Genomic DNA, 24881 nt, shown 5'->3' with positions numbered 1-24881 from the left:
CCTCCGCTTAATAGCTCATGCAAGCCGCGTTGAGGACACCAACGGAAATAGTGGTAGCTGCCAGCATAATACCCGCGCTAACTTCACCGTCTTCAATACGCTCAACAATACGTGGCATAAAGCCAAAACGAATAATCGCAAAGGCAATAAGCTGAGCGATTAGAGCAACCACTGCCCAAGTGGCAAAGTCAATAATGGAAACAGAGTTACTGGCAGCGCCGCCAACAGCAATGGCAAAACCCAGCACCGCACCACCAAATCCAATGGCAGCGGCTGCGTTTTTGTCTTCACGGATCAACTTCCATTCGTCATGGGGTGTCACTAGTGCATAAAGAAATTTAAACGCGATTAAAAATACCAGTGACAGGCCAAAATAGGCCGCAAAATGGAGGATACCAGTCATCAAATCGTAGGGCTGGTCCATTAATACATCTCCTTATTATCCGTGAATAGTCAGCTGTGATGGTGTCAAAGTTATACCGGTACTAATCACCAGACTGCGACTCAGGTAACCTGCGTCCTCCTCTTTCTCTTCCGCTGAAAGGAACAGGGATTCGGTACGCTGATCGGACAAATCGCGTTCGAAAAGCATGGTGAATTGGTCGGTGAGGGAATAGTCCCCATCGGCATCATAGGTCTTCTCGGCCATATGCACCGGGTTGTGATAATCACCAGTAGCAGTCCAGACTCTCTGATAGTTACGGTCCTGCAATTGGTAATTAGCCGCACCGATTTCCTGCTTTAGAAGCCTGTCCCAAACCTGCTGATTGGCGACATCGAGGGTATCGTAAAAGTGAAACAGCTTTACGTCTACTACATGCTCATCACTTTGACCGCCTTCTGCCACAACCTGTAGCCAGGCATCGTCATCAGTATAAAACCGATAAACCCAGGCTCCATCGAGCTCTACAATTCCGGCGGCTTTGATAATCTGCGTTGGAGAACAGGATTCAATCGTGAGTTCATCCAGTATCAGGCGAATAGCCAATGGGTCCAGTTCAAAACTTGCGCCGAGTCGCAATCCCATAATTTCCGGGGTTTTCACCTTTGGAATATCTTTACCTTTGAGTTTGTCAATCAGCTTGGTAAACACGTACCTGTCCCCTCTCCTTCATTCATTTTTATATCGAAGCAGCGCTTTTCTGTAAGCCGCTTAGCAGAAATGTAATAGAGCATATCCCCCCTGTTCACCTCATCGGTCAACGCGGGGTTTACATCAATTTTAACTATTCCCTGACGACGCACGGCAATCAAGGTTGCGGACAAATTCTTTTTGAAATGATCAAACAGAGCAGAAAATAACAAAGGCCGTTCACCCTGATACTCAATACTGTACTGAGTCATTCCATAAGTGCTATCCAGTAGCTGCCTGTGTAATCTGGCAGAACCGGGGTCCAGGGAGGATTTAGCCAGTAATTCCACCGCTACTGAGGGGATGCATTCAATATTCGGGCAGTGTGAGCGCAATAGTTCACCGACATTTTCATCCTGGAAATAGGCTGTTTTATGACTATTGGGACTGAGTTTGTCACAGAACAAAGCTGTGGTGAGCGTGACATCATCCAGGGGATTATCGATAATTATTCGCGCGGCATCGACAAGTGCGGCGCGCTGCATGCTCTCAATATGGGAAAAGGATTCAACCCGGACAAAATCAATTTTACCCGGCATGGGGTTCTCGATATCGGCTTCGACACAAAGCACGATATCTGTTGCTGTACCATTGGTTTTCGATAACAGCAGCTCTATCAAACGAAGGGTTCGCGTTCCATTCCAGCCAATTATAACCGTGTGATTTACATGGTTTGTCATGCGCAACCCTCTCTTTCCTCTATGCACAAACTCTGAAATTACAAAGCCCACCTTGGTAAGCACCAAAGCGAATAGACTCAATCCAAAGGGGATCACCCAGGTTGCCACAACCACTTTACCTGCGGGCGTTACCGGCGAGAAATCGCCATAGCCTACTGTGGAAGCAGTCACTATCAGCCAATATATAAAGTTGGCGGGGTCAACAATCTCATGCTCCCCTGCAGCACTGAGTAATAGGTAACTCCCCATTACATAACCCAGCACGCCGACAAGAATGGTTAGTATATTGGCCTTAACAAAAAGCGACGCCAGAAGGCGCCGCACTCGATAAAGTAGCACTGGATCAGGCCTTTTGGCGGCTCGCCAGTAGCTGGGCCAGCTTGTCGCTGCCGCTGACCTGGCCACCGGGCTTAATGCCCGCCGCCTTCAGCTTGGCGTCCAGACCAGAGCCGCTTTCCTCTGTTGCCAGCTCTTCAGCAGCCTCCAGCTCCGCAGCACGCTCCTGTTGCTTGGTCTTGATACGATCAAGGCTGTCCAGGGCCGTTTTGATTTTGCTGTTAGCCCCCATATGGCGGGAGGAAACGGCTACTTGGGCCTTTTGTACAGATTCGGTGGCCTTGATCTGGTCAATCTGCTGCTCCATACGGCGGACATTAATTTTCGCCTTGGAGATATTCCCTTTCAGGGTACGCTCAGAGTTGATGAAGCCATCCAAGAGGCTCTGTTCCGTTTCGAGTTGAGCTTCCAGCTCAGTAACACGCTCGGCACACTCCAAAGCCAGGCTATCATCACCTTTCTCGCTGGCACTGATTGCGTGGTTGCTGTAAGTCTCAATATCGGCTTTTAGAGACTCTACCTTACTTTCTGCCAGCTTGCGCTTGGCCATGATTTTAGTCAGGTTCTCATCACAAGCTTTCAATTCGGCCTTTGCCTCCCGCAGTTCTTGATCGAGGATACGGATAGACTGGCTGTCCGCAACGGCTTCAGTTCCTTCATTGACCGCGCCTTTCAAGGCAGTCCAAATTTTTCTCAGGCTCATGCTACACCCTCCATTTCAAAATGATCAGCATATAAATCCAGGAAGTCACCCACATTGGAGAACAGGGTTTCAACTTCTTCAATTACCACTTCGTCCTTACTGGACACTGACAAAGCGCCAAAAGCGACATAGTAACGCTCACCGCCAATCATGGTGATGGCGATCGACGTCAGGGGAACCAGTTGATGAGTCTGGAGAATCAACTCATTAAGGGCGACCACGTCGGCTACCTGGCTGACCGGGAACAAGATGCTCTCGACAACGATTTGCTTCTCACCGACATAAACGAATGCATCGACTCCTTCGTCATTGGAAATACTGAGGCACTCTCCCTCAGATTCCACCACCCATCCGGTGTGGCTTTCCGCCAAATGGCGTAGATTCTCATGGTTCCAGGTCATCTCGACTCCCTCGCTGTGGAATATTAGTCACAAATATAGCATCAAAAAAAAGGCGGTCAATAACTTATTTCAAACTTATGTTGCAAATAATACACACAAAGATAATATTTACCACATAAGTGACATCAACTGTAACGGAGTCGAGCCCATGGACCACAAGCAAAGCCTCAGTAACCAGCAAGCACTGGCTCCGTACAAACAGGCTATCGCCCGCTATGTGCGCGCATCTATGGCTTTGCGGGGTATGCGTTACGGGGATCTCGCCCAGGCCCTGGCCGAAAGAGGGATTTCAATGACCACGGAAAACCTGCGTAGCAAGGTGAGCAAATGCATGTTTTCTGCAGATCTCCTGGCAGCCATCATTGATGCCTTATCGGTGGAAGACAGCGCCATGCCTGAAATCCTTAAGCAAGCGCGAGAACTGCAAGATCAAGGACTCAATACCGAACAATAGAGAAGCTAACATGCTCTATCATGCAGTACCAATAGGAAGTAAATCGCTAAACTCGAAGACAGAGCATGCTATAAAATCTAGCAACCAGGCCCGCTGAATAGCTAGTAGTGATGGAGCTTATAAACCGGCTCACCGTTACCACACTTACCGACAACCTCTGGTTCAGAGAGTTTGGCTCCTGCCGGTATTATTTTATTGGTTGGCCACCATACAAAACAGGCATAGCGAAAATTGACTGCCCAGTTACAGTAAAGGCGGCCGTCATCCTCCTCATAGAATCGCGCCTGACAAAAGCTTAAGGTCGGGCTTCGCACCCCCTGTTGCTGCTGGGCATCCACAAATATCACATCCACAGCTGCTACGGCAGTCACCCAAAAGCAGGGTATTAATAACCACAATTTCATAGGCGTACTCGGCTAAACTGCAAGCTGAACTCCTATAAAGCCTAGCAGCCCCGGCGCAACTTTCATTTTGTGTATCCACTTCTAAGAGTGAGCCCCCCACTACCCTAAAGGTGATCCCTCTTCAAAACCGCAAGAATACGTCTAAGGCAGTTCTCTGGGTCACGCTTCCAGCTGGCATAGGGTAATGGCAAAACAGTAACCCCCGCCCTGTGCAACACTTTATAAGTCTGAGTAGTAAAGTGATACCGATACTCCCCAGGAAAACCGATCAAATCCACCCCCAGGACTCGGCCGTGGTATTCGCAAACCACATCAATACGCTGGCCGGCGATAGGGAATGCAACCCAATGTCTGACCTCCGCCATCCGTAGGCTCGCACTTACCTCTTCAGCAAACTCGCAGGGAAAAACTTTTTGTGGAGCACTTAGGCCCACCTCATGTTCAAAATCAACATAGCGGCGCAGCAAGTGCTCAGGTGACAGGGATTCTGGGCTGATGGAATAAGCTACCAACTGTCTCTCTTTAGCCCGGGTCACAGCAACATTAAACATGTCGGCACGATTAAGATAAGTCGCTGCACGCAGGGACTGATTGTCTACAGAAAAAGACAGGAGCATCAGGTCCCGCTCCTCTCCCTGAAATCCGTAAGGGGTTGCAACCAAGACGGAGAAACTGCGCAGCACATCTGCCGGGAAGGCCTTATCCACTTCGGATGCCAGATAATCCGCCTGCTCCCTGAAAGGAGAAAGAATTCCAACCGTTGGCTTGAGTGGTGAGTCGGCATAGCGATGAGTATGTTCACGCAGCTGCTCAAGTATCCAATCCTTTTCCAGCCGATTTCTGCCATTTTTTGCTCGCTTTCCCTCCAAGTAATGCAGAGTTAAAGTCCTCTCACTGGAGGCTACCGGTCTAGCCTGCATTACCTTGAGTCGATCTGTATAAAAAGAGCTATTGCTAAAAGCAATTAACTCCGGCTGACTACGATAGTGTTCATCCAGTAAGGTAACGGCTTGCTGACTACCCAGGGAGTCAGAGACAATATCCAACAAGGACTGGTCCCGGTAACTCAACTTCATAGGTAATTCTTCAAGGCTGCCTAGGTCTTCCCACAACTGTTGTTGTTGCGCCACAGATAAAAAGGAGACGTGACGCAGCTGCTTGCCATCCCCGACGACAACCGCACGTTTTGCTCGCTGCAATGCTGGTAGGGCGCTGGCGATATCACACTGGGTGGACTCATCAAAGATAACGAGATCAAAGAGCTCGCGGGAGAGAGGCAATACTTCATTTAGCTCATCCAGGCTCACAAGCCAAATTGGGTACGCCTGTAAAACAACCTGCATATTCGTTTGAGCAAAATGCTCTGCTTGTGTTTTGGAGGTTCTAGCCCTGAGAGCCTGATTGAAAGCCGATAAATGCCTTCTTTCATGCTTTAAAAGATTTAGAAGGGCCTCTTTTCGATAAGCATTAATAAATCGAGACGCATGCCGCTCAAAATTTTTACGCAAGGTTCCGATTACCTCCTGGAATTCCCACAGTGATTCCGTATCCAGTTGCCTACCTAAAATACGCAATCTCAATGCCACCAACCAAGCGGCAAAACCATCGGAACCGAGTTTCTGAGCAGCTCTTAACGCCCCATTAAAGCGGCGCTCAGCTTTACGCATTGATTTGAGTGTTACTTTAAGACCACGCTTTAGGTTGGCAGCGCTCACCTCGGGAGCTTCAACCCCTTCTTTGAGCAAAGAATCCAAATGAAATTTCAGGCTGGGTATAAACCCCTTTTCACCCGCATGTACATACCCTTCCTGTAAGTCATAGTCCTCACGCAACTTCTGCCGTACAACATCTATGGCCTGGGGGGTTTTAGAAACTACCAAAACAGTATTGCCATGCAGCATTTGGTCAATCGCCATTGCGGCAATGGTAAAACTCTTACCGGTGCCTGGCGGGCCAGAAACCAGACTCAAGGGCATCTTCGCGGCATTTTGCAATGTCCTTTCCTGAGCTTCACTCAAAAGTCCCGGCAGCATCTCCGGCTCACTGTCACTTTGCAGGAAATCAACAACCTCCTCCCCAAGGGCCAAATTTAATGGAGCAGAAAAGTTTCGTTCTCGGCCTAGAAGTTTCAGCTCATGAAGGACACCTCGCGATCCCCGCGACCTATCAGCCAGAATGAGGGCGCAAGCACTACTTATTGCCAGAGCTGGAGCCCTGCCCAACTCATCACAATCAACCGCCTGTAGATTCGGCCAGCGGCTAATCTCTTCAATACCAGTTAACCGACTGTTTTGTTCCAGCCAGCGCCCCATGGCTGCCACCTGGGGACTATCCAGCGGAAAGCTCGGTATAGGGAAGCTATCTGTTACTCTTGAGTCTATATCCGGCTTAAGGATCAAGCGCAGCAGTGGAAGGTTGATATGGAGATCAGCCGAGTTGACCTCCACAAAATACTCTTCGTCAGAACAAAGACGGGCAGGAAAATACAGTAGCGGGGCACACAATTGACGCTTGGAACTAAGCCCTAGCTGGCTCGGGAGTTCACCAGAGATCAAGAACACCGAATAGATTAAACTGCGCTCTTTTCGGTAAGCATCCGTTAGCTCTACGAGCTTAGTAACCGAGGTCCCCACCAATGGTACTCTGGGCAACTCTCCACTGGCTAAAAAGTCCCGCTCTCTGAAAAATACCCGGCGATTACCCGAAAGCCGGGCAATATTACTCAGTGATAAATCATGACTATCCGCCTGATAGCAGCGTCTGAAATATTCGACCAACAACTTGGAGGAGTCCCGCATAACCATCCATGCTTCCAATTAGAGGCAAAGTCCTGCCCGAAATTGTACCACCGGGACGACACTCCCCACTCAATGTGCCAGTTGGCATTTAGACTGGCTAGCCCTCACTCGCTATTGTGCGTAGTTTGCGAGATTCATCTCGACTCAGGCTCAGTCCATATTTCTCTACTATAGAAATAAATCGCTGAACATATATTTTACCGACGGGCGCATAGGGTGGCATCCACTCATCAGGCCCTTTGTGCCCTTTACTTTGATTGCGGCCATCATCCACCAACCAGAGGTTATCGATATCCTCAGCAAAGTGCCTTTTCTTTGCGCGGCTCCACCCAGCTCCTCCATGATCATGGGCCCACTTAAGGGGCACAATATGCTCCACATCCAGATCAGAAGCTTTGCTGTAAAAATTGCCGGTATAAGGATCTAGCCACAACCCAGTATCCACCTTACAGCCGTTGGCGCGAGTATAAGTAACTGGCGAAAGGGAGTACCGTATCAACAGCTCATGTCGGGTATCTTGGCAATCCCTATCTGTATCAGACCACTTGGGTAACCACTCTGATCTCTCATAACTAATCGCCAGAGCAGAAAAGCTGAAAGAAAATAAAAAGAAGCACACACAAAATCTTGAAATTGACCGAACACTCATACATCAACTACCAATCAAATCAGATCTTTAGATTACTAGAAAACTGATCGGGATTGTATGTACCGGTTCAAACTGAGGTAAAACGAAACCATTAATTACCTACAAGCAGCGAAAGGAAAAAATAAGTGTATGAACCGGCGCAACGGAGGCAGTTAGAAACCACGAGTACCAGGGAAAGGAAGGATGATCCCACGCAATACTTAAAAAGGCATTGCGCAGGATCTCGAATTACCCACCATCAACGCAGGCTCATCGCACTATACAGAGACAATCTCTTTAGCAGGGGCTGGCTGCGACTTTAAATTCACCTCATCTAGATTACCTTCCACCTCATTAGGCTTAACCTTGTGGAAGACCGCGTAGAAAACAGGGATAGCAATCAGCGTAAGCACAGTGGCAAAACCCAGCCCCCCCATAATGGTTACGGCCATATCCGCAAAGAAAGCATCAAATAGCAGTGGCGACATTCCTAAAATAGTGGTCACAGCTGCAAGGAAGACCGGACGCAAGCGACTTACGCTAGCACGCTGAATAGCAGTGAGTCTGGGCAGGCCCGCATGTGTTTGCACTTCGATCTCATCGACCAAAACCACAGCGTTTTTAATCAGCATTCCGGATAAACTCAATACACCAAGAAGTGACATAAATCCGAAAGGCAGCCCCGTCGCCAACAAGCCTACAACTACGCCCACCAAACACATGGGAACTACCAGCCAGATAATTACGGGCTCACGTACAGTACCGAACAACAAGATCGATACCAGGATCATGATTAGGAAGCCAAGTGGCAAGCCTTTACCCAGAGACTTCTGTGCATCGGTAGAGCTTTCATACTCACCACCAAATTCCACTTTAAAGCCTGGTGGTAACTGCATACTTTCTACCCAGGGGCGAATTCTCCCAAACGCGGCCATAGCAGTAACGCCTTCCGGAGCATCGGCACTGATAGTGATGGTCGGAACCCTATCGCGTCTTTGGATCAGGCCCTCATCTGCAGTAACCTCAAAATCCGTGATCAACTGTCCCGCCGGAATATACCCTTGCTCGTTAGGGCTCCAGACCAAACGATCCTCCAGGGAACCCACTTGATTCCTATCCCCTTCCGGCATTCGCGCAATAATAGGGATAATACGATCGCCGCTCTCAAAATCACCCACGGTATAACCGGCAGAGGCAAATTGAATCATCCGGCTAATATCGGTATTCGTGACACCAGCTACGCGAGCGCGCTCATCATCAAGGTGCGCATGGATAGTCGGCTCTCTACTGCGCCAATCATGGCGAATATCTTCCAGGCCCTTCTCGCGAAACTGTTGCTCAACATCTACGGCAAGCGCACGCAAGGTCTGAAAATCCTGACCAGAAATTCGCACTTCCACATCGGCACCACCACCAGGGCCAAACACCAGGCGCTTAAAGGTAATCAATGCTTCAGGCTGCTCTTCACGTAACTGCGCCTTTGCCCTCTCTATCAGTTGAGCGATCTGCTCGCGATTCTCAGTGCGAACAATTAGCTGACCATAGGAAGCGTTGGGCGGTTCAGGAGCATAAGTGAGCATAAAGCGATCGGCTCCCCGACCAGCTACAGCCGTTACCGAAACCACCTCATCCTGCTCTTTAAAATACTTTGTTGCCTGTTGAAGAGCCTTATCAGTACGGTTGATATCACTGCCCTGTGGTAAGAAGTAATTCACATAGAACAGCGGTGCATTGGAGTTGGGGAAGAATCCCTGCTTTACAAACCCAAAAGCAAAATAGCTTACTAATGTAACGGCAACGAGTAAGCCGATGGTGAGGCCACGATGCCTTAATGCTCCTGCTAAGGCTCCGGAATACATGTTATAAAAACGACCATTATAGGGGTCTTCAGAATCTGAATTCTTACCGGGTTTGAACAGGTGATACCCCAAATAGGGCGTTACAGTTACAGCGAGAATCCAGCTGAGCAGCAATGAAATCCCAATCACAGCAAACAGCGAGAAGAGGAATTCACCGGTGGCATCATCAGACAGTCCAATACCAGAGAAAGCCATAATACCAATTACAGTGGCCCCCAAAAGCGGCCAGAATGTTTGGCGCACTACCCGGCTGGCAGCGCTCTTGGGCTCCTCATTTCGTTGAACCCCCATCAACATGCCTTCTGCAACTACGATAGCATTATCAACCAACATACCCATGGCAATAATGAGGGCACCAAGAGAAATCCTCTGCAGGTTCAAACCAAACAGGTTCATGATTAATACGGTACCCAGAACCGTAAGACCAAGTACGGTACCCACCACCACGCCAGAGCGCCAGCCCATAAATACACAGAGTACGAGGGTAACGATCACAACTGAAGAGACCAGATTAAACAGAAAGCCATCGACACTCTCTTCTACCACTTGGTGCTGGGCATAAACCGGGTGAATTTCCACCCCCAGCGGCAGTGCCTGTTTTATCTCCTCAAGCTTGGCCTCTACAGCCTTACCAACATTAACAATATTGGTATTTTCAGCTCCCGCTATACCAAGTAATACCGCCTGATTTCCATCATAACGGGCGATAAAGCTAGGGCTTTCATCGTAACCCAGGGAGATATCTGCGATATCTCTGATGGCCAACATTGCCGTTGAACCAGGTACGCCCACAAGAATATTACGGATTGCTTCCAAGTCACTTGCAGGATTATCCACTACGATGCGGGTGCGCAAATCCTGACCACCGATTTCCCCAACTTTCTGTGTGGAGCTTTCCGATTGCAGAACCTGGGCTAGATCATCGAGAGAGAAACCAAACTGGGCGAGTCGGGACTCATCAATATCCAAATAGGCGACTTCATCAATGATTCCAGAACGGGAAACTTTCGCCACCCCCTCAACACCGAGCAGTTCACGACGAATCGCTTTGGTGATTTCACGCATTTCGGTCAGGGAAAAACCCTCGCCGGTAATCGCATAATAAATACCGTAGACTTCACCGAAGTCATCATTGACCACCGAGGGATATGCCCCACTGGGAAGGTCACTTTGGGCATCATTAACTTTGCGACGCAGCTCATCCCATACCTGAGCCAGTTCTGCGGAGGCGTATTGATCCTTAATCTCTACACGGATTTCCGACATTCCCGGACTAGAGGTAGAGGTTACCTTATCCAGCTGTCCCATTTGCTGGATAGCAACCTCAAGCTTTTCCGTAACCTCCTCTTCCACCCTTTGTGCACTGGCACCGGGATAGAAGGTATACACTCGCGCTTCTTTAATGGTAAAGGCAGGGTCTTCAAGGCGGCCAATATCCGAAAGCCCCCAGAGTCCGCCGATCAGGCAAATCAACATTAGTAGCCAGCTATAAACCGGCTTTTCGATAAATGTGTCAGAAATCTTCACAACATTTCCCCCCTGTTCACAGGGCCAGAGCTCTCAAGCAAAAAACTAGTGCTGTACATAATTGCGAACTTTTGCACCGTCATAGAGATGCTGACCGCCCGCAGCTACCAACTTCATCGCTGCTGACAAGCCCTTAGTGATCTGTACGGCTTCACCATTGGTACGGCCAAGAGCCACCTGAACCTTGGAAACCGATTGATCTTCATTAATTTGCCAGACATAGGGTTTCCCCTCACTATTGCTCTGCACCGCCGCCAGAGGAATCCAAAAATCTCCGCTGCCCTCTTTCATTTTGACCGTCACTCGGGCAGTCATACCAGGAAGGATCTGAACATTCTGCGGTCGCGGCATCCCCAGTTCCACCGCGTAGGTCTGGGTTACACTGTCGGCTTCCGCTTGGTGTTCACGGTATTGCAAAGCAAACTGCTCACCCGGAAGAAACTCAAACTCCGCTAACACTGAGCTTATTTGCTCTTCGTTGACAGTAGCCAACATTTTTTCCGGCACAGAAATTTGTATACGCACCTCAGAAATATTCTGTAAGCGCACAATGGGCTGGCCTGGCTGAACGTTAGTGTAATTCTCGACAAGCTGCCGTGTTGCCAACGCATCAAAGGGAACCGTCAGCTTGGTATAAGCTAAATCCTGTTCCGCTCTTTCCAGGGTTACTTTGGCAAGGTCAAAGTTACTCTCGGTTTCATCGAGCTGCTGCTGGGAAATCACTTTGGAACTTGCCAGTGAGCGCTGTCGATTCAATGTTTTCTCCAGAAGCTCTACATTTACCCGGGCTTCCTTTACCCGGCGTCGGTAATCGCGATCGTCAAGCTCGGCAATCAAAGTGCCTTTAGGAATGATTTCGCCCTCTCGAAGATTTAGCTTATCGAGCTTACCGCCAACCTGAAAAGAAAGGTCCACGCTCTGCACAGCTTTTACCCTGCCTGCAAATTGGCGATCTGCCACTTTATTGGTGCTCTGAACGGTGGCCACTTTCACCGGCCACAACCGCTCAGCACGTTGCTCTTCTTTCTCCGAGCCGGAGCAACCCGCAAGAATGACCACCGCTGCCATAAGCAGGGCTAGTGGGGCACGAGAACTTACCGACAATTTCATATTCGTCATCCAAAAAGCGTGTTTAAGAAAAAAATCAGGTGAGATCTGCAGAAAGCATCAACAAACGTTCGCGTAAACGGGTGAGCATCGGATCTTCTGGCTCCACCACACCCAACACACGCCCAAAGAACATACCTTGGGCTGCGAGAATCAACAGCTGTGCAAACTCGGGGTCTTTGTAGGTTTGGGAGATTTCACTGCGCAATTCAGCCTCCTTAACCTTAACTGGTTCCAGGAGCGCCGGATCTTCGGCTACTGCTGCAATCAATGAACGGGGCAAGCCTTCATCATCTTCCATTAGTTCAAAAATGGAACTCAGCCGAGAGGTCAACAAGTCACCGCCAGCTTTGGTGCAAGCTTCAGCACTGGCATCTTCCCTGGCAATCGCTGCCTCCAACATCGCTTTGAGAAGAGACTGTTTGGTTCTGAAGTGATGAATTAAACCACCCTTACTTAACCCGCACTGGGTAGCCACTGCATCGAGAGTGAGCTTGCGTGCCCCCTTCTCTCGCACCACCTCTTCGGCAGCACGGACAATGGCAGATTTATCGACTCTGGACACATGACCTCCCGGGATTACCCAACAAACCAACCGGCTGGTCGGTATCTTAACGCTCCTCAGCAAAAGATCAAGCTATGCTACCCTCTGTCACCGTCAAGCAAGGTTAAAAAGTGTTTACGAAACGCGCTGACCTAACCAGTGAAAGTCAGCGCCCCCGATTACGGAGTTACTTATGACGGATCACGCCTGCCCCTGCGGCTCAGGTAAGAAATTTCAGAGCTGTTGCAACCTCTTCCTCTCTGGGCAAGCCTATCCCAATACTGCAGAGAACCTGATGCGCAGCCGTTATTGCGCTTATGCGATGGGAAACCTGGCCTATCTGCGCAAAACTTGGCATCCAGACACCTATCCAGATCTTCGCCAGGAGGACCTGGAGACCCAGTGGACGAGACTGGAGGTTATTAAAAGCAAAGCTGGCCTGAAGAGATCGGTGGTAGAGTTTAAGGCGTGGTATTCAGAAAATGAGCAGGAACATGTAATTCATGAAGTATCCCTGTTCAAACTCTACAAAAAAAAGTGGGTGTATCTGGAAGCGCTCCCCGAATGGCCTGAAGAAGGCAGAACCTAAAAACCGGCAAGAGTCAGTGGCAAAATAAAACGAACTGCAACTACAAGAGAGTAAGTATCGCGGGAGCCCCTCCACTCCCGCACCTCCTTCCTCATTTTTTGTTTATTTAAAAAACGTTTTCCTGACTTTGCTTTAACGTGCGCACCACCCTTCCCCATAAGTGGATTACGCGCGATATAATTGCGAAATTTCCCACTCCCCTTAGGTGGATTTTTTTTCATATACATTCTCCTTTGTCGAAAATTTTGGCAGCTAAGTGCCAACAGCTAAGGTATTTTCCTGCTAGTCTCAGCCAAGTAACCGGCTTATGCCACATCAAATAACTCCTTTTCAAAACTGCTACAAACTAGAAGTCTACCCCTTAATACATATTACCTGACGCAGGGTATGCTCCACTTCGACAAGGTCTGACTGATTATCCATAACTTGATCTATATCTTTATAGGCCGCCGGAATTTCATCAATCACTCCCTTATCTTTACGGCATTGAACACCCCTAGTCTGCTCTTCAAGATCCTGCCTGGTAAACCTCTGGCGCGCTGCGCTACGACTCATTTTGCGGCCAGCTCCATGAGCGCATGAGTGGAATGATTCGGCAATACCACGTCCACGCACAATATAGGACTTGGCTCCTATTGAGCCTGGAATAATTCCCAGCTGATCTTTTTTCGCACTGATCGCCCCTTTACGGGTAATAAAAATATCCTGCTCAAAATGGCGTTCGCGCATTACATAATTGTGATGACAATTGATTGCCTCACTGGTGAGCGTAAATTTTGGCAGATGATTTTTGAGACAATTCAAAACCAACTTCATCATTTCTTCCCGATTAACTCTAGCGTACTCCTGGGCCCAGCTTACCGCCTCGATGTAATCATCAAGATGGTGGTTACCTTCGGAAAAGTAAGCCAAATCTTTATCTGGCAGATTACGTATATGTCCTGCCATATCCTTTCGAGCCAACTGGATAAAGTGCTGTCCAATAGCATTGCCAACACCTCGACTGCCTGAGTGCAGCATCACCCAAACCGCATTATTTTCATCCAGACAAATTTCAATAAAATGATTGCCGCCACCCAGGGTCCCCATCTGGGTAACCCAAGTTTTCTGTGGCTGATGCAGTCTTTTTAGTAGCCCAGGATGTTTTTCAAACAACCTATCCACACCGGGAGCTAAAAGTTTGCAGGCAGATTCCCTGGCACTGATCATCTTGTGACGACCCTGTCCAATGGGTACTTTCACCTCAATGGCCTCCCGCAATGCTTTCAGGTTGTCAGGCAACTGATGGGCATGTAACGAAGTTCGCACTGCATTCATTCCGCAGCCAATATCCACCCCTACCGCTGATGGGATTACCGCATTTACTGTTGGGATCACAGAACCAACGGTTGCCCCTTTTCCTAAATGTACATCCGGCATTGCCGCAACATGGGAGTGTACAATTGGTAACTGAGCAATATTTTTTAGCTGCTGCAAGGCCTGCGGCTCGATTTCATCGGTATATATTTTTACCGGCACACTACCTTGCTGTGCATTTTTATTTAGCACAATTTTTACAGGTATATAGAGTCCTTGGATTGATCCAATAAATCATTAAAAGCTCTCCAAAGCCCCAAACAAAAAAGCCCCGGCAAATGCCAGGGCTCTAGAGAATTCTGGCTTGAAAAGCTCAATCACTTTTCAAGCAGATGCACATGAAAAGCGATCAAAAAAACAGGTTGTTAATATCCACATTTCGCATTTCATGGCTCCTTCGTGGCTGCGTTCCACGTCAATCAAGAAATAACTAATAAAAATGCCAGCTTTAAGCAACTCATGCCGACAACAAACTATGTGACAAATTTTATTGCCTAGCCGTAATAAGTCAACCTAAATTTAAACTACTTTTTAGTATTTTTTCTCAACAAGTTACTATCAGGTATTAATAACCAATTAACTGAGGCATTTTTTATATGCAATCACCACGCTTCGGCAATACACTAAGTAGCCGACATATGAGCCTGTATCAGATCAAACCATGAGTTGTGAACCAGAGATTATCTATGAGGACGAACACCTACTTGCCGCTTATAAGCCTGAAGGCTGGCTTGTTCACCGTTCCGAGATAGACCGTCACGAGACACGTATCCTCCTGCAGCACCTCCGCAATCTAAGTGATTATCATTTATACCCAGTTCACAGACTAGATAAGCCTACATCTGGAGTTATTATTTTTGGCAAAAGCAGTGCGGTCGCCGCTCAGCTCCAACATCAACTGGAAGGTAAGGGCTCCCTAAAGAAATATCTTGCTGTTTGCCGCGGATACTGCCCCGAACAGGAGACCATTGATTACCCACTCCCACCGGTAGCAGACTTTAAACACCAGAGGAAACGCCCCAAGTCAGAGCTTCACCGCCAGGAGGCCATCACCCTCTTTCAGCGGCTCGCCACCATAGAACTACCTTATGAGGTGGATCGCTATCCCACCAGCCGATATTCACTGGTAGAAATTCAGCTGAAAACTGGTCGCCGACATCAAATCCGCAGACACTTCAAGCATATTCACCACCCCTTAATTGGTTGCCCCAAATATGGAAAATCTTCCCACAACCATTTTTTTTCTCAGCAGTTTAATTGTGGGAGACTGCTACTACATGCCGTAAAATTAGAATTACAGCACCCAGCCAGTCAAAAATTATTAGTATTACAGGCCGAACCACGAGGAAAGTTCATGAAGCTTCTGCAGACATTTGGCTGGTCTGATGCACTCAACCACTGAAGCAAAGGGAATAAAATTAGAAAACCAAGAAACACTGAGTTCGAGCGAGATATCCTAAATAGAAATCACACTTAATTCAAATCGTTAGCAGGCAGTCCAAATTACGGCGAAACATCTCCCTGCCCAAGCTGATCCTCGATACTCTTTTTACGTGAACCAAAGAGGCCTCTTCGCTCCACCTCAAGTTTGGGCTGAGGCCTCAAGAAATAGCGCAATTTATCTTTCTCCCACATTGCATCCTGGTAGCCAAGCTCAATCAACTCCTCAATATAGGGCCGCTCAAAAAGCAAGTAACTTGCCGCGGAGACTCCGCCTCCAGACCGCGTCGCACCTGTGGAGCGAAATAACCAACGCAACGCCGGCGGTAGATACTTTAGTTTTCTCCCTCCCAATCTGGCGAGACTCTGCGATGGTTCAATAACCACGGATTCTACTGGCCGAAGAGGAGAGAGATCGGCAAATTTATCTTCTTCCACAGAATCCAGTAAGGTATTAACCCTATCCAAATGTTCCAAATCCCCTTCCAAGCTATCAATAAAAGCAGCATTGAACCACTGAGCAGTAATCTGGGCCATTGAGGGAGAATGGACCTGATTATTGCTACGCCGACTACCCCAGTGAACTGGAGAGCGGTTATCGGAAACACCTACGATAAAGACACGCTTAGCTCCAAGGTGTAAGGCCGGGCTGATGGGAGCCATTTGACGAATTGCACCATCGCAGTAGTAAATATCGTCGATTTTTACTGCAGGAAAAATTGCGGGGATTGCAGATGAGGCGAGCAGGTGATCCACCGTCAAGCGGGTGGAAACTCCAAACCGGCGAAAACGCTGCCAACCTCTCACACCATCCGCAGCTTGATAAAAGCTCACCGACTCGCCCTCACTATATGAAAGCGCATTAATGCAAGTTGCGTGTAGATGGCCTGCGTCGATATTTTTTTGGATATTATCGAAATTAATTACATCCAGTAAAAGCTGACGCAAGGGAGAATTATCGAGAAGTGCAAGGGGTTTTTCTCGCCCAACACCCTGATTAAACAGCGAACGGCTAATAGACAATAAATTACTAATTAAGCTAAACCAGCTAGTGCGGTACACCCGCTCCACACTCAGGTTCATCCACACCGAGCACATACTCTCGATCGCTTCTTTAAATGTACCTGGGTGAGCGGCCAGCATCATGGCATTCATTGCGCCAGCAGATGTGCCGCAAATAATTTTAAAAGGGCGCGGGTTATCTTCGGGCACAACTTCTGCTAGGGCTTTGAGAACCCCGGCCTGATAAGCAGCACGGGCGCCACCACCCGAAAGCACTAACGCGCTGTTCTGCACCGGAATCAGGGACTTTTCGTTACCTTGAGACACTGTCATCTTCCAACAGAAACAGGCTATAAATCACGCTACTGGCTATAAGGCTATTGAAAAGCACAGGCACAGACAAACACCATTACTTATATAAAGAGGCAGATGACTGTCAATCGCCTGTTCAGCTGTAATTTTTCCTCCAAATAAACTCTGAAATACTCAAGAAATCTAAAGTGCCATATTAACGACATAACGGCCGATGCCATGGCCTCGGTGTAACCGTGCCAGAAATTCCGGTGCCTGTTCAAGTGATATATCTTCCGCAATAAGTTTTAGCTTATCGCCGATATACCATGGGCCAGCTAGCTTTTGCCAAACCGCAGCTTTCTTTTCTACTGGCAGCTCTACACTATCAACACCCAGCAGACTGATACCTCGCAAAATAAAAGGGAATACATTTGCATGAAACTGTGCGCCCGAAGCCATACCACATGCCGCTACACCACCACCGTATGCTAGGGATTTAACCACATTAAAAAGGGTTTCCCCGCCTACTGTATCTACAGCCCAAGCCCATAAGGGTTTAGCCATGGCCTTGTTGGCAAATGGCGCTAAAGTATCTCGGTCAAGTACCTTCCAAGCACCCAATTCAGCGAGAAAGTCTGCCGCTTCAAGTTTCCCGGTCACCGCAGCTACTCGAAAGCCCAACTTTGCCAGCAGCGCCACCGCAATTGACCCGACTCCGCCAGTAGCACCGCTGACCAATACTTCACCATCTTCTGGCATGGCTCCAGCCTCCAATAGCCGGTCCACACAGAGGGCAGCGGTTAACCCAGCAGTACCAAGCGCCATAGATTCCCTGGCGCTGAGCCCCTCTGGAAGCGGTAGAGCCCACTCAGAGGGAACAGCAGTAACCTCCGCCAAGCCGCCTGGGGTATTCATGCCTAAATCATAACCTGTGACTAAGAGTTCAGTTCCTGGCGTGAATTTACCACTTTGGTCTTCGAGCACTGAGCCTACGGCATCAATCCCTGGAGTGTGCGGGTACTCTCTGGTAATACTGCGGTTTCCAAATGCAGACATAGCATCCTTGTAGTTCAGAGAGGAATAGGAAACTCTAAGCAACAAGGGGTTACTGGGCAAATCTCGGAGATGTCGCTTCACCAGTAGTTGATCAAATTTTCCAGCGGCCACCTCTTCCACCCTAATGGCCCGAAACTCCCTTTCCTGAGAACTATTCATGCCTGCTTTATCCTAATGACAAACTTCCCTATAAATTGCCCTTGTCGACATCTCTTACTGGGCGTGATGACGCCATGCGCTCAATCTTGAGAATAGACGTGTCAGGGCCGACTCTACCCCGGCCTCAGCAGCCAACCCCATTTTCTTGGCGATATTTTTCTTCTCTTTGTATTCCACCTGAAACAGGTCAGCATGTTTAGCACAATCTGTCAGGTACTCATCAGATGTTTTCAGCTCATCCACAAGGCCCATTGTCAGAGCCTTTTGCCCAAACCAAACTTCTCCTGTCGCAACCTTGGCAACATCCAAGTTGGGGCGGTACTCACTGATAAAGTGCTGGAAAAGTACATGTATTTCCTCCAGATCACTCTGGAACTTCTCACGTCCCTCTTCAGTATTTTCTCCAAACATGGTTACTGTGCGCTTGAACTCACCCGCAGTGAAAAGCTCATAATCCACATCGTGACGCTTTAGCAAGCGATTAAAGTTAGGCAGCTGCGCCAAAACACCGATAGAGCCCAGCATTGCAAAAGGTGCGGCAAGAATTCTGTCTGCCACGCAGGCCATCATATAGCCGCCACTTGCCGCCACTTTATCCACTGCAATAGTGAGCTGAATGCCCGCACTACGTACACGTGCCAACTGGCTTGCGGCCAGACCATAGTTGGCCACCATTCCTCCGGGGCTTTCCAAACAGAGCAGCACCTCATCACCAGCCTCTGCAACTTGAAGAATTGCAGTAATTTCCTCCCGCAAACGCGAAAGCTCACTGGCTTTGATGTCGCCATTAAAGTGGGTGACAAAAATACGCTTGCGCTCATCTGTCGAATCCGAGATTTTCTCTGCCTCACGGGCATCAGCTTGTGGCTCTTTCGTCTCACCCCCTAGATTGCCTTCTTTGGAGGTTTTCTCTTTGGCCGCCGCTTTATGCTTTTTAGCCAGGGCTTTTTCCTCAGCTTTCTTATCCTTTACCAGCTGCTTTTTACGCTGATTAAACTCGTGTTTTTCCATAACGGCTTCGAGCAGAGTTTCTTTAAACTGTTCGTAGCGGTCATTCAATCGAGTAACACTGATGTGTCCCTGCACCCTCTCTTTAAGCTGCTCTCGATTAGCAAAAATAAAACCTATCAACACCATCAGAGCAACGATAACAGTTACTATTTTTGCCAAGAACAGGCCGTATTCAATTAAAAATTCCACTTATACTCCAGATTGCTGCCATGCAAATTAAAAATTATTTAGCCGCCCTACTGCCAACCATCCAAGGCAGTGGTCGCCTGCTGATTTAATGGTCGCGCCAACAAGCCGCTGTGACTGATACGCACCTCATAAACTGCACCATCCTCCATGGGCAAAAAGGTTGCGCTCCCGTAGACGGCATCAACGAAAGGAAGATTTTTATCAAACCCTCGTACAAACTGCCAAATATCAACCCCATAATTGGTGCCATCAATTTGATGCACAGAGCGTTCGCGTACTCTTTCGTCTTGCAAGGTAAGATAACGACCGCTCAGGCGATCCAGGCGATAAGCTGGCTCGATACCCCAGCGTATCAATGGGCCTTGCCACTTCAGCATACGGGCATCCAATTGCCACTGATCTCCATACAACTCAAATTTTTGCGAAATACCATCGGCATCAGAAAACTTCACTTCAAACTGCTGCTCCGCGATCTTTTTAAATGACACAACGCCAACGCTATGCTCATTACCTAGATTTCGATAACTGTATACATCCGCAGCAACCAAAACGATCCAAAGGGCCAAACCAAAGGAAACCAGCCCTACAGAGCCGCGTAAAAAACCCATCACCCAAGAGCCACTCAATAGTACCCTCGCTCCCCAAAAGACGAGGAACAGAGCCACTACCGCTATTAGGAAGGTGATCACGATATACATGATGATACTTAACTCCTCTCTGCCAATTCCTTAAAAACGGAAGGTCTACAGCTTCAATCCGCCTGCCAATAAATTGGAAAACGTATGAATCAACTGTCCAGATAAAGTTTGCACTGGCGGAATAGCTGGCAGCGAACGATAGTGGAACCACTGAGCCTCCTCAATCTCATTTGGATCGGGGCATAGCTCCCCCCCCTGCCACTCTGCCAGATATCCCAACATCAACTGCCCCGGAAAAGGCCAGGGTTGGCTACCGACGTACCTGAGTTTTCCCACCTCAAGTCCAACTTCCTCTCGGACTTCTCGCCTTAAAGCCTGCTCTGCACTTTCACCTGGCTCAATAAATCCAGCCAGCGCGGTATAGGTGATATTTCTTCGATTGGCATGGCGAGCGAGTAGGCACTCCTCCCCACGGGTGACCAACATGATTACGCAAGGAGAAATTCTTGGGTAAACCGTCAACTGACAATTTGGGCAGGTCCTGGCCCTGTCTAGAGAATGGTAATGGGTTTCTGTGCCGCAGCGGCCGCAAAAGCGGTGATCTCGATCCCAATAAGCTACCTGCAGAGCTCGGCCAGCTAAAGCAAATAGATACTCCTCTGTCGAAGTAAGCAGACTACGCAGGTTACGCCAGTCATGCCCATGAATCTCAAACTGAGCTGAAAGTACTCTAACACCGCAACTGCGACCTCCCAGCTCACCGAGATAGTGGCTTGAGATAGCAGTAGTAGGTGGCAATTGATCCACCTCGTGAATGAACCGGTCTCCACTACAGAGAACCAGGCCCTCCGCTACAATAATTTGCTGGGAGAACTCGGGAGCCTCCCAAACATTTGCGGCAGGCTCAAAGCGATCAACCAAAAAGTGACTCCTTTCTCAAGTTAGGCCGTTTCAACAGGACAACCTAGCGCTGCCAAGCTCTCCACTGCAAGATTCAGAGATTGAACATCTGCCTGGCGATGTAGCTTTACTTCGCCTAGGTAGTATTCCAGGCTAATAATCGCATCGGCAAAGATATCCAGCAGCTGCTCCACCTCAGGGGCCGCATCATGCCTATCCACCGAGCTTTCAACAAAGTTCAGCAAACCTTCAACCACGGCTGCGGCACGGCGGAGGTTGAGCACAATCAGCCCCCCTCGAACGGAATTTAAAGTGGTGGAAACATTGCGGATATGCCCGTGATCAAAACCAGAGTCTGCATAGGCAGCCAGCGCTCGCTTGATGAGGGCAAGGCCCGCTTCCGCCTCTTTAAGTACTGCCACCTCGGCCTCGGCCAGCTGGCTGCACTCAAATGCAATATCCGCATGACCGTACTCATCAAGATCAATACTGGTGCTTTGCTTTAGCGCCCGTACAGTACTATCTACCATTAGCACTTGGCCTGTGAGCTTTTGCAACGCTGCATCCGCAACGGAGCCACCAGCACCTGCTTCGCTCTGGTATTCGGCTATGGCATTACGCAGGCTCTCCCCAATCCGTCTGAAATTGAGCATTTGTAAGGTGCCGGCAACCTTTTGCAGGGTAGTAGTCAGGCCATCATCCTCATCAATACCCGATACCCCAATCATCTCGATGTCATCAAGCATTCTCCGCACACTAGACAATTCTTCATCAAGGGCACCCGCAACTGCAGCAATAGCCGTTGCACCAGGGCCGCCGAGGCTTGCGCGCTCTCTTTCCAGTTCATCCTCAGTGTATTCGAGTTCCTCCGCAGAAAAAGCTTCAAGCAGTTTCTCTCCACTTTTATCAGGGCGTGAAAGAGCCAGCCAATAGATACATTCTTTTAAAAGAATTGGCGGAGCCGGTTGATCCAGGGCCGTATCACACTCTTTCTGTAATGCACGCAGCCAGCGGTCAAACATACTGAAAACCATCACCCGCGAACGGCTGATCCGCATTTCAGCCGCAGCCATGCCGCCAAGTGCGGCTCCAGCTACCAGCCATAGGCGCCCATTGGGGCGGCCTGTGGTAATACTGGCAATACGCTCTAGTGCTCGCGCCATCATCGTGAAAGCGGGCCCCCTAGGCTTTCCACGCAACAGCGCCAATAAACCAACTTGGTACATATGACGAAACCTGCGCACAAAACTGCGAAGGTCTTCGGACATTACCGCCGAAGCCCCCAGGCCAGGTATCGAAGCACTTAGATTACAGCTAAAAAAGTGACTCTCTGGCACAGGAGGCTCGGAACGCGCCGCACGTAAATTGTTAATAAAAGGTATTAACAGCTCTGGGCGCGCAATCGCTCGGTTTTGCACGAAGTCAAGATAACGACCCAGCACATAAAAACCCGTACCCAAGGCTTCCATCAGCTCTTCTGTGGGCTGTTGGCGCCCCTCCAGCACCTCGGTCAAAGCGGCGATCTTTTCCTGCGCTAGCAATTCACCCGCATGGAGTTGCACCATTTGCAGCACTCCACTCACTTGCCTAAGAACAGCGACACACTGCTCCAAAGACTGTTTCTGGGTGGTATCTGCTGCAAACTTATCCAGGTGAGCGGCGGCATTGTCTATTGCAACAACCAGCTCGTCCTTGACTACATTGACAGAAGTGATGTTGATCTTGCGCAATTCACTTTTTGCCTGCACCACTACATTCTTCCTGTAACCGAACAAAAAACAACCAACTCCTGTGGAGTAGGCCTAATAAACGGCAATTTATACCAATAGCGAAAAGAGTCCACCTTTCCGCAGACAAATTCCACCGAATATTCGACAAAACCCCCGGCAATAAGGCAGACAGCCCTAAATTACTTGAATTTTCCGGAAAACCCAGTAGCGTTTGCTATTTTGATATTTGCGTCTGTACGCATTTTGTTCTTGCGCACAAAAAACAACCAGTACAAAAATTAACAGCTTTGCCGCAAGGGGAAGAGACAGGGGAGTAGGCACATCACTGCTATTCTCGCCAATCAATTCCAACACTCCAATTTGGCCCTTAACTGGGTAAACCATGGAAGTAAATGATGAACACCTACAACAATGCAATTACCGCGTCTGGAAGCGGTTTTGGCCGGGCTTTTGCAGATAATTTTCTCGGTGAGGCTCCGGACTGGTACAAATTAACCATCGCCGCCTTCCTACTTTTAAACCCTCTCCTACTCTATGTCAGCGGCCCCTTCATCACCGGCTGGGTGCTAATCGGGGAATTTATTTTTACCCTGGCCATGGCTTTAAAATGCTACCCATTGCAACCAGGCGGACTGCTTGCAATCGAAGCCGTGTTGATGGGCATGACCAGTACTGATGCGGTTTACCACGAGGTAGTAGAGAATATAGAAGTTATCTTGTTGCTAATGTTTATGGTGGCAGGCATCTACTTTATGAAGAGCCTGTTACTATTTGTCTTCACCAAGATCCTTATTCATGTAAATTCTAAAAGCCTATTGTCACTATTGTTCTGTGCAGTGGCAGCTGTGCTTTCCGCCTTTTTGGATGCACTTACCGTAACAGCTGTTTTGATTGCCGTTGCTGTTGGCTTTTATTCGGTATACCACCGGGTTGCATCACAACAACCCCATCACCACCATAGTCACGATCACTCCAACGATGAGCATGTGGTCGAGTATCACCGTGAGGATTTAGATCAGTTCCGGGCCTACTTGCGCAGCCTGATCATGCACGGCGCTGTCGGCACCGCACTCGGCGGAGTATGTACCTTAGTGGGCGAGCCGCAAAATCTCCTCATTGCCGAGAAAGCCGGATGGGAATTTGTGCAGTTTTTCCTACAAATGGCTCCAGTGACCATCCCCACCCTGTTTGCCGGACTAATAACTTGCGTAGTCTTGGAAAAAACCAAGGTATTCGGTTACGGCGTACAGCTTCCCCTAGCGGTTAGGGAAGTTTTAGTAAACTTCTCCAAGGAAGAAGAAAGCAAACGTACCAGCGCCCAGGTTGCTGAGCTCTGGGTACAGGGTATTGTTGCACTAGTTCTAGTATTCGCCCTGGCCTTCCACGTTGCAGAAGTTGGCATGATTGGCCTGATGATTATTGTATTGCTAACGGCCTTTAATGGGGTGGTTCAAGAAGCTCGTATCGGCCATGCCTTTGAAGAAGCACTGCCTTTTACTGCACTTTTAGTTGTGTTCTTCGCGATTGTTGCAGTCATTCATCAACAACACCTATTTGAACCCGTGACTCACTTCGTACTATCGCAAAAGCCTGAACAACAACCGGCTTTACTGTTTGTTGCCAACGGTATTCTATCCATGATCAGTGATAACGTGTTTGTCGCCACCGTATATATCAATGAAGTTAAATCGGCTCTCGTTGCTGGCGATATAACTCGGGAGCACTTCGACAAACTAGCTATTGCCATCAATACTGGCACCAACTTACCGAGTGTTGCCACACCTAATGGGCAGGCGGCATTCTTATTTCTTCTGACGTCGGCCCTTGCGCCCCTCATCCGCCTATCCTACGGCCGCATGGTGATTATGGCCCTACCCTATACATTAGTACTCAGTGCTGTAGCTCTGTTTTGTGTGATTTACACTCTCTAGAGAATAATTCGCC

23 protein-coding genes are annotated in these 24881 nt (G+C 48.7%); 4 read left to right on the top strand and 19 right to left on the bottom strand.

What is annotated here, in order from left to right; translation table 11 throughout:
* Nucleotides 1-7: 7 nt before the first annotated feature.
* The 5 genes from ACJJIJ_RS04660 to ACJJIJ_RS04640 are packed head-to-tail and all read right to left on the bottom strand — an operon-like array spanning nt 8 to nt 3252.
* Nucleotides 8-424, bottom strand: a complete 417-nt coding sequence (locus ACJJIJ_RS04660) for a DUF350 domain-containing protein (protein WP_252085410.1) — start codon at nt 422-424, stop codon at nt 8-10.
* Nucleotides 425-439: 15 nt separating this feature from the next.
* Complete coding sequence (locus ACJJIJ_RS04655; protein WP_252085409.1) at nt 440-1093, bottom strand: YjfK family protein; 654 nt, start codon at nt 1091-1093, stop codon at nt 440-442.
* Complete coding sequence (locus tag ACJJIJ_RS04650) at nt 1078-2151, bottom strand: potassium channel family protein (protein WP_252085408.1); 1074 nt, start codon at nt 2149-2151, stop codon at nt 1078-1080. The genes ACJJIJ_RS04655 and ACJJIJ_RS04650 overlap by 16 nt, the downstream gene beginning before the upstream one ends.
* A gap of 4 nt (nt 2152-2155) precedes the next feature.
* Nucleotides 2156-2851: a PspA/IM30 family protein gene (locus tag ACJJIJ_RS04645; protein ID WP_252085407.1), complete on the bottom strand. Its 696-nt coding sequence runs from the start codon at nt 2849-2851 to the stop codon at nt 2156-2158.
* Complete coding sequence (locus ACJJIJ_RS04640; protein WP_444885397.1) at nt 2848-3252, bottom strand: DUF2170 family protein; 405 nt, start codon at nt 3250-3252, stop codon at nt 2848-2850. The genes ACJJIJ_RS04645 and ACJJIJ_RS04640 overlap by 4 nt, the downstream gene beginning before the upstream one ends.
* A gap of 148 nt (nt 3253-3400) precedes the next feature.
* Between ACJJIJ_RS04640 and ACJJIJ_RS04635 the strand changes: the two genes are divergently transcribed.
* Nucleotides 3401-3706 (top strand): DUF6471 domain-containing protein, encoded by a 306-nt coding sequence (locus ACJJIJ_RS04635; RefSeq protein WP_252085405.1) that lies wholly within the window; start codon nt 3401-3403, stop codon nt 3704-3706.
* 101 nt (nt 3707-3807) lie between these two features.
* On the opposite strand, the gene ACJJIJ_RS04630 is transcribed toward ACJJIJ_RS04635, so the two are convergent.
* The 6 genes from ACJJIJ_RS04630 to ACJJIJ_RS04605 form a co-directional block, all read right to left on the bottom strand.
* A complete protein-coding gene (locus tag ACJJIJ_RS04630) occupies nt 3808-4110 on the bottom strand; it encodes a hypothetical protein (RefSeq protein ID WP_252085404.1) in 303 nt (100 codons plus the stop codon).
* A 104-nt stretch (nt 4111-4214) separates the two neighbouring features.
* Nucleotides 4215-6914: a DEAD/DEAH box helicase gene (locus ACJJIJ_RS04625; RefSeq protein ID WP_444938759.1), complete on the bottom strand. Its 2700-nt coding sequence runs from the start codon at nt 6912-6914 to the stop codon at nt 4215-4217.
* Nucleotides 6915-7005: 91 nt separating this feature from the next.
* Complete coding sequence (locus ACJJIJ_RS04620) at nt 7006-7557, bottom strand: GmrSD restriction endonuclease domain-containing protein (protein ID WP_252085402.1); 552 nt, start codon at nt 7555-7557, stop codon at nt 7006-7008.
* A 257-nt stretch (nt 7558-7814) separates the two neighbouring features.
* Nucleotides 7815-10922, bottom strand: coding sequence for an efflux RND transporter permease subunit (locus ACJJIJ_RS04615; protein ID WP_252085401.1), 3108 nt, complete (start codon nt 10920-10922; stop codon nt 7815-7817).
* A 45-nt stretch (nt 10923-10967) separates the two neighbouring features.
* Nucleotides 10968-12032 carry an efflux RND transporter periplasmic adaptor subunit gene (locus tag ACJJIJ_RS04610; RefSeq protein WP_252085400.1) on the bottom strand — a complete coding sequence of 355 codons (1065 nt, stop codon included), beginning with the start codon at nt 12030-12032 and terminating at the stop codon, nt 10968-10970.
* A gap of 34 nt (nt 12033-12066) precedes the next feature.
* On the bottom strand, nt 12067-12594 hold the full coding sequence (locus ACJJIJ_RS04605; protein WP_252085399.1) for a TetR/AcrR family transcriptional regulator: 528 nt from the start codon (nt 12592-12594) through the stop codon (nt 12067-12069).
* A 172-nt stretch (nt 12595-12766) separates the two neighbouring features.
* On the opposite strand from ACJJIJ_RS04605, the gene ACJJIJ_RS04600 reads away from it, so the two are divergent.
* Nucleotides 12767-13162: a YchJ family protein gene (locus ACJJIJ_RS04600; protein WP_252085398.1), complete on the top strand. Its 396-nt coding sequence runs from the start codon at nt 12767-12769 to the stop codon at nt 13160-13162.
* Here the strand turns inward: ACJJIJ_RS04600 and ACJJIJ_RS04595 are convergent.
* Nucleotides 13159-13383 carry a hypothetical protein gene (locus ACJJIJ_RS04595; RefSeq protein WP_252085397.1) on the bottom strand — a complete coding sequence of 75 codons (225 nt, stop codon included), beginning with the start codon at nt 13381-13383 and terminating at the stop codon, nt 13159-13161. The genes ACJJIJ_RS04600 and ACJJIJ_RS04595 overlap by 4 nt on opposite strands.
* A 133-nt stretch (nt 13384-13516) precedes the next feature.
* A complete protein-coding gene (locus ACJJIJ_RS04590; RefSeq protein ID WP_444938758.1) occupies nt 13517-14680 on the bottom strand; it encodes an RtcB family protein in 1164 nt (387 codons plus the stop codon).
* Nucleotides 14681-15179: 499 nt separating this feature from the next.
* On the opposite strand from ACJJIJ_RS04590, the gene ACJJIJ_RS04585 reads away from it, so the two are divergent.
* Complete coding sequence (locus tag ACJJIJ_RS04585; protein ID WP_444938757.1) at nt 15180-15920, top strand: pseudouridine synthase; 741 nt, start codon at nt 15180-15182, stop codon at nt 15918-15920.
* Between the two features lie 101 nt (nt 15921-16021).
* Here the strand turns inward: ACJJIJ_RS04585 and ACJJIJ_RS04580 are convergent, their stop codons facing one another.
* From ACJJIJ_RS04580 to ACJJIJ_RS04555, 6 genes are all read right to left on the bottom strand, one after another.
* Nucleotides 16022-17287, bottom strand: a complete 1266-nt coding sequence (locus ACJJIJ_RS04580) for a patatin-like phospholipase family protein (RefSeq protein ID WP_444938756.1) — start codon at nt 17285-17287, stop codon at nt 16022-16024.
* Nucleotides 17288-17455: 168 nt separating this feature from the next.
* A complete protein-coding gene (locus ACJJIJ_RS04575; RefSeq protein ID WP_252085393.1) occupies nt 17456-18469 on the bottom strand; it encodes a YhdH/YhfP family quinone oxidoreductase in 1014 nt (337 codons plus the stop codon).
* A 54-nt stretch (nt 18470-18523) separates the two neighbouring features.
* Nucleotides 18524-19669: a protease SohB gene (gene sohB / locus ACJJIJ_RS04570; protein ID WP_444938755.1), complete on the bottom strand. Its 1146-nt coding sequence runs from the start codon at nt 19667-19669 to the stop codon at nt 18524-18526.
* A gap of 47 nt (nt 19670-19716) precedes the next feature.
* Nucleotides 19717-20367, bottom strand: a complete 651-nt coding sequence (locus ACJJIJ_RS04565) for a cation/multidrug efflux pump (protein WP_444938754.1) — start codon at nt 20365-20367, stop codon at nt 19717-19719.
* A 45-nt stretch (nt 20368-20412) separates the two neighbouring features.
* Nucleotides 20413-21228, bottom strand: a complete 816-nt coding sequence (gene nudC, locus ACJJIJ_RS04560) for an NAD(+) diphosphatase (protein ID WP_444885409.1) — start codon at nt 21226-21228, stop codon at nt 20413-20415.
* A gap of 20 nt (nt 21229-21248) precedes the next feature.
* On the bottom strand, nt 21249-22958 hold the full coding sequence (locus ACJJIJ_RS04555; protein ID WP_252085389.1) for a FimL-related protein: 1710 nt from the start codon (nt 22956-22958) through the stop codon (nt 21249-21251).
* Nucleotides 22959-23332: 374 nt separating this feature from the next.
* Here ACJJIJ_RS04555 and nhaB point away from each other — a divergent pair, with 374 nt between their 5' ends.
* On the top strand, nt 23333-24868 hold the full coding sequence (gene nhaB, locus ACJJIJ_RS04550) for a sodium/proton antiporter NhaB (RefSeq protein WP_444939564.1): 1536 nt from the start codon (nt 23333-23335) through the stop codon (nt 24866-24868).
* Nucleotides 24869-24881: the final 13 nt, after the last annotated feature.

The organism is Microbulbifer mixtoriginis (SeqCode), assembly GCF_052467945.1.
The sequence above is the reverse complement of the archived record's forward strand: the minus strand, read 5'-3'. Positions and strand labels throughout refer to the sequence as shown.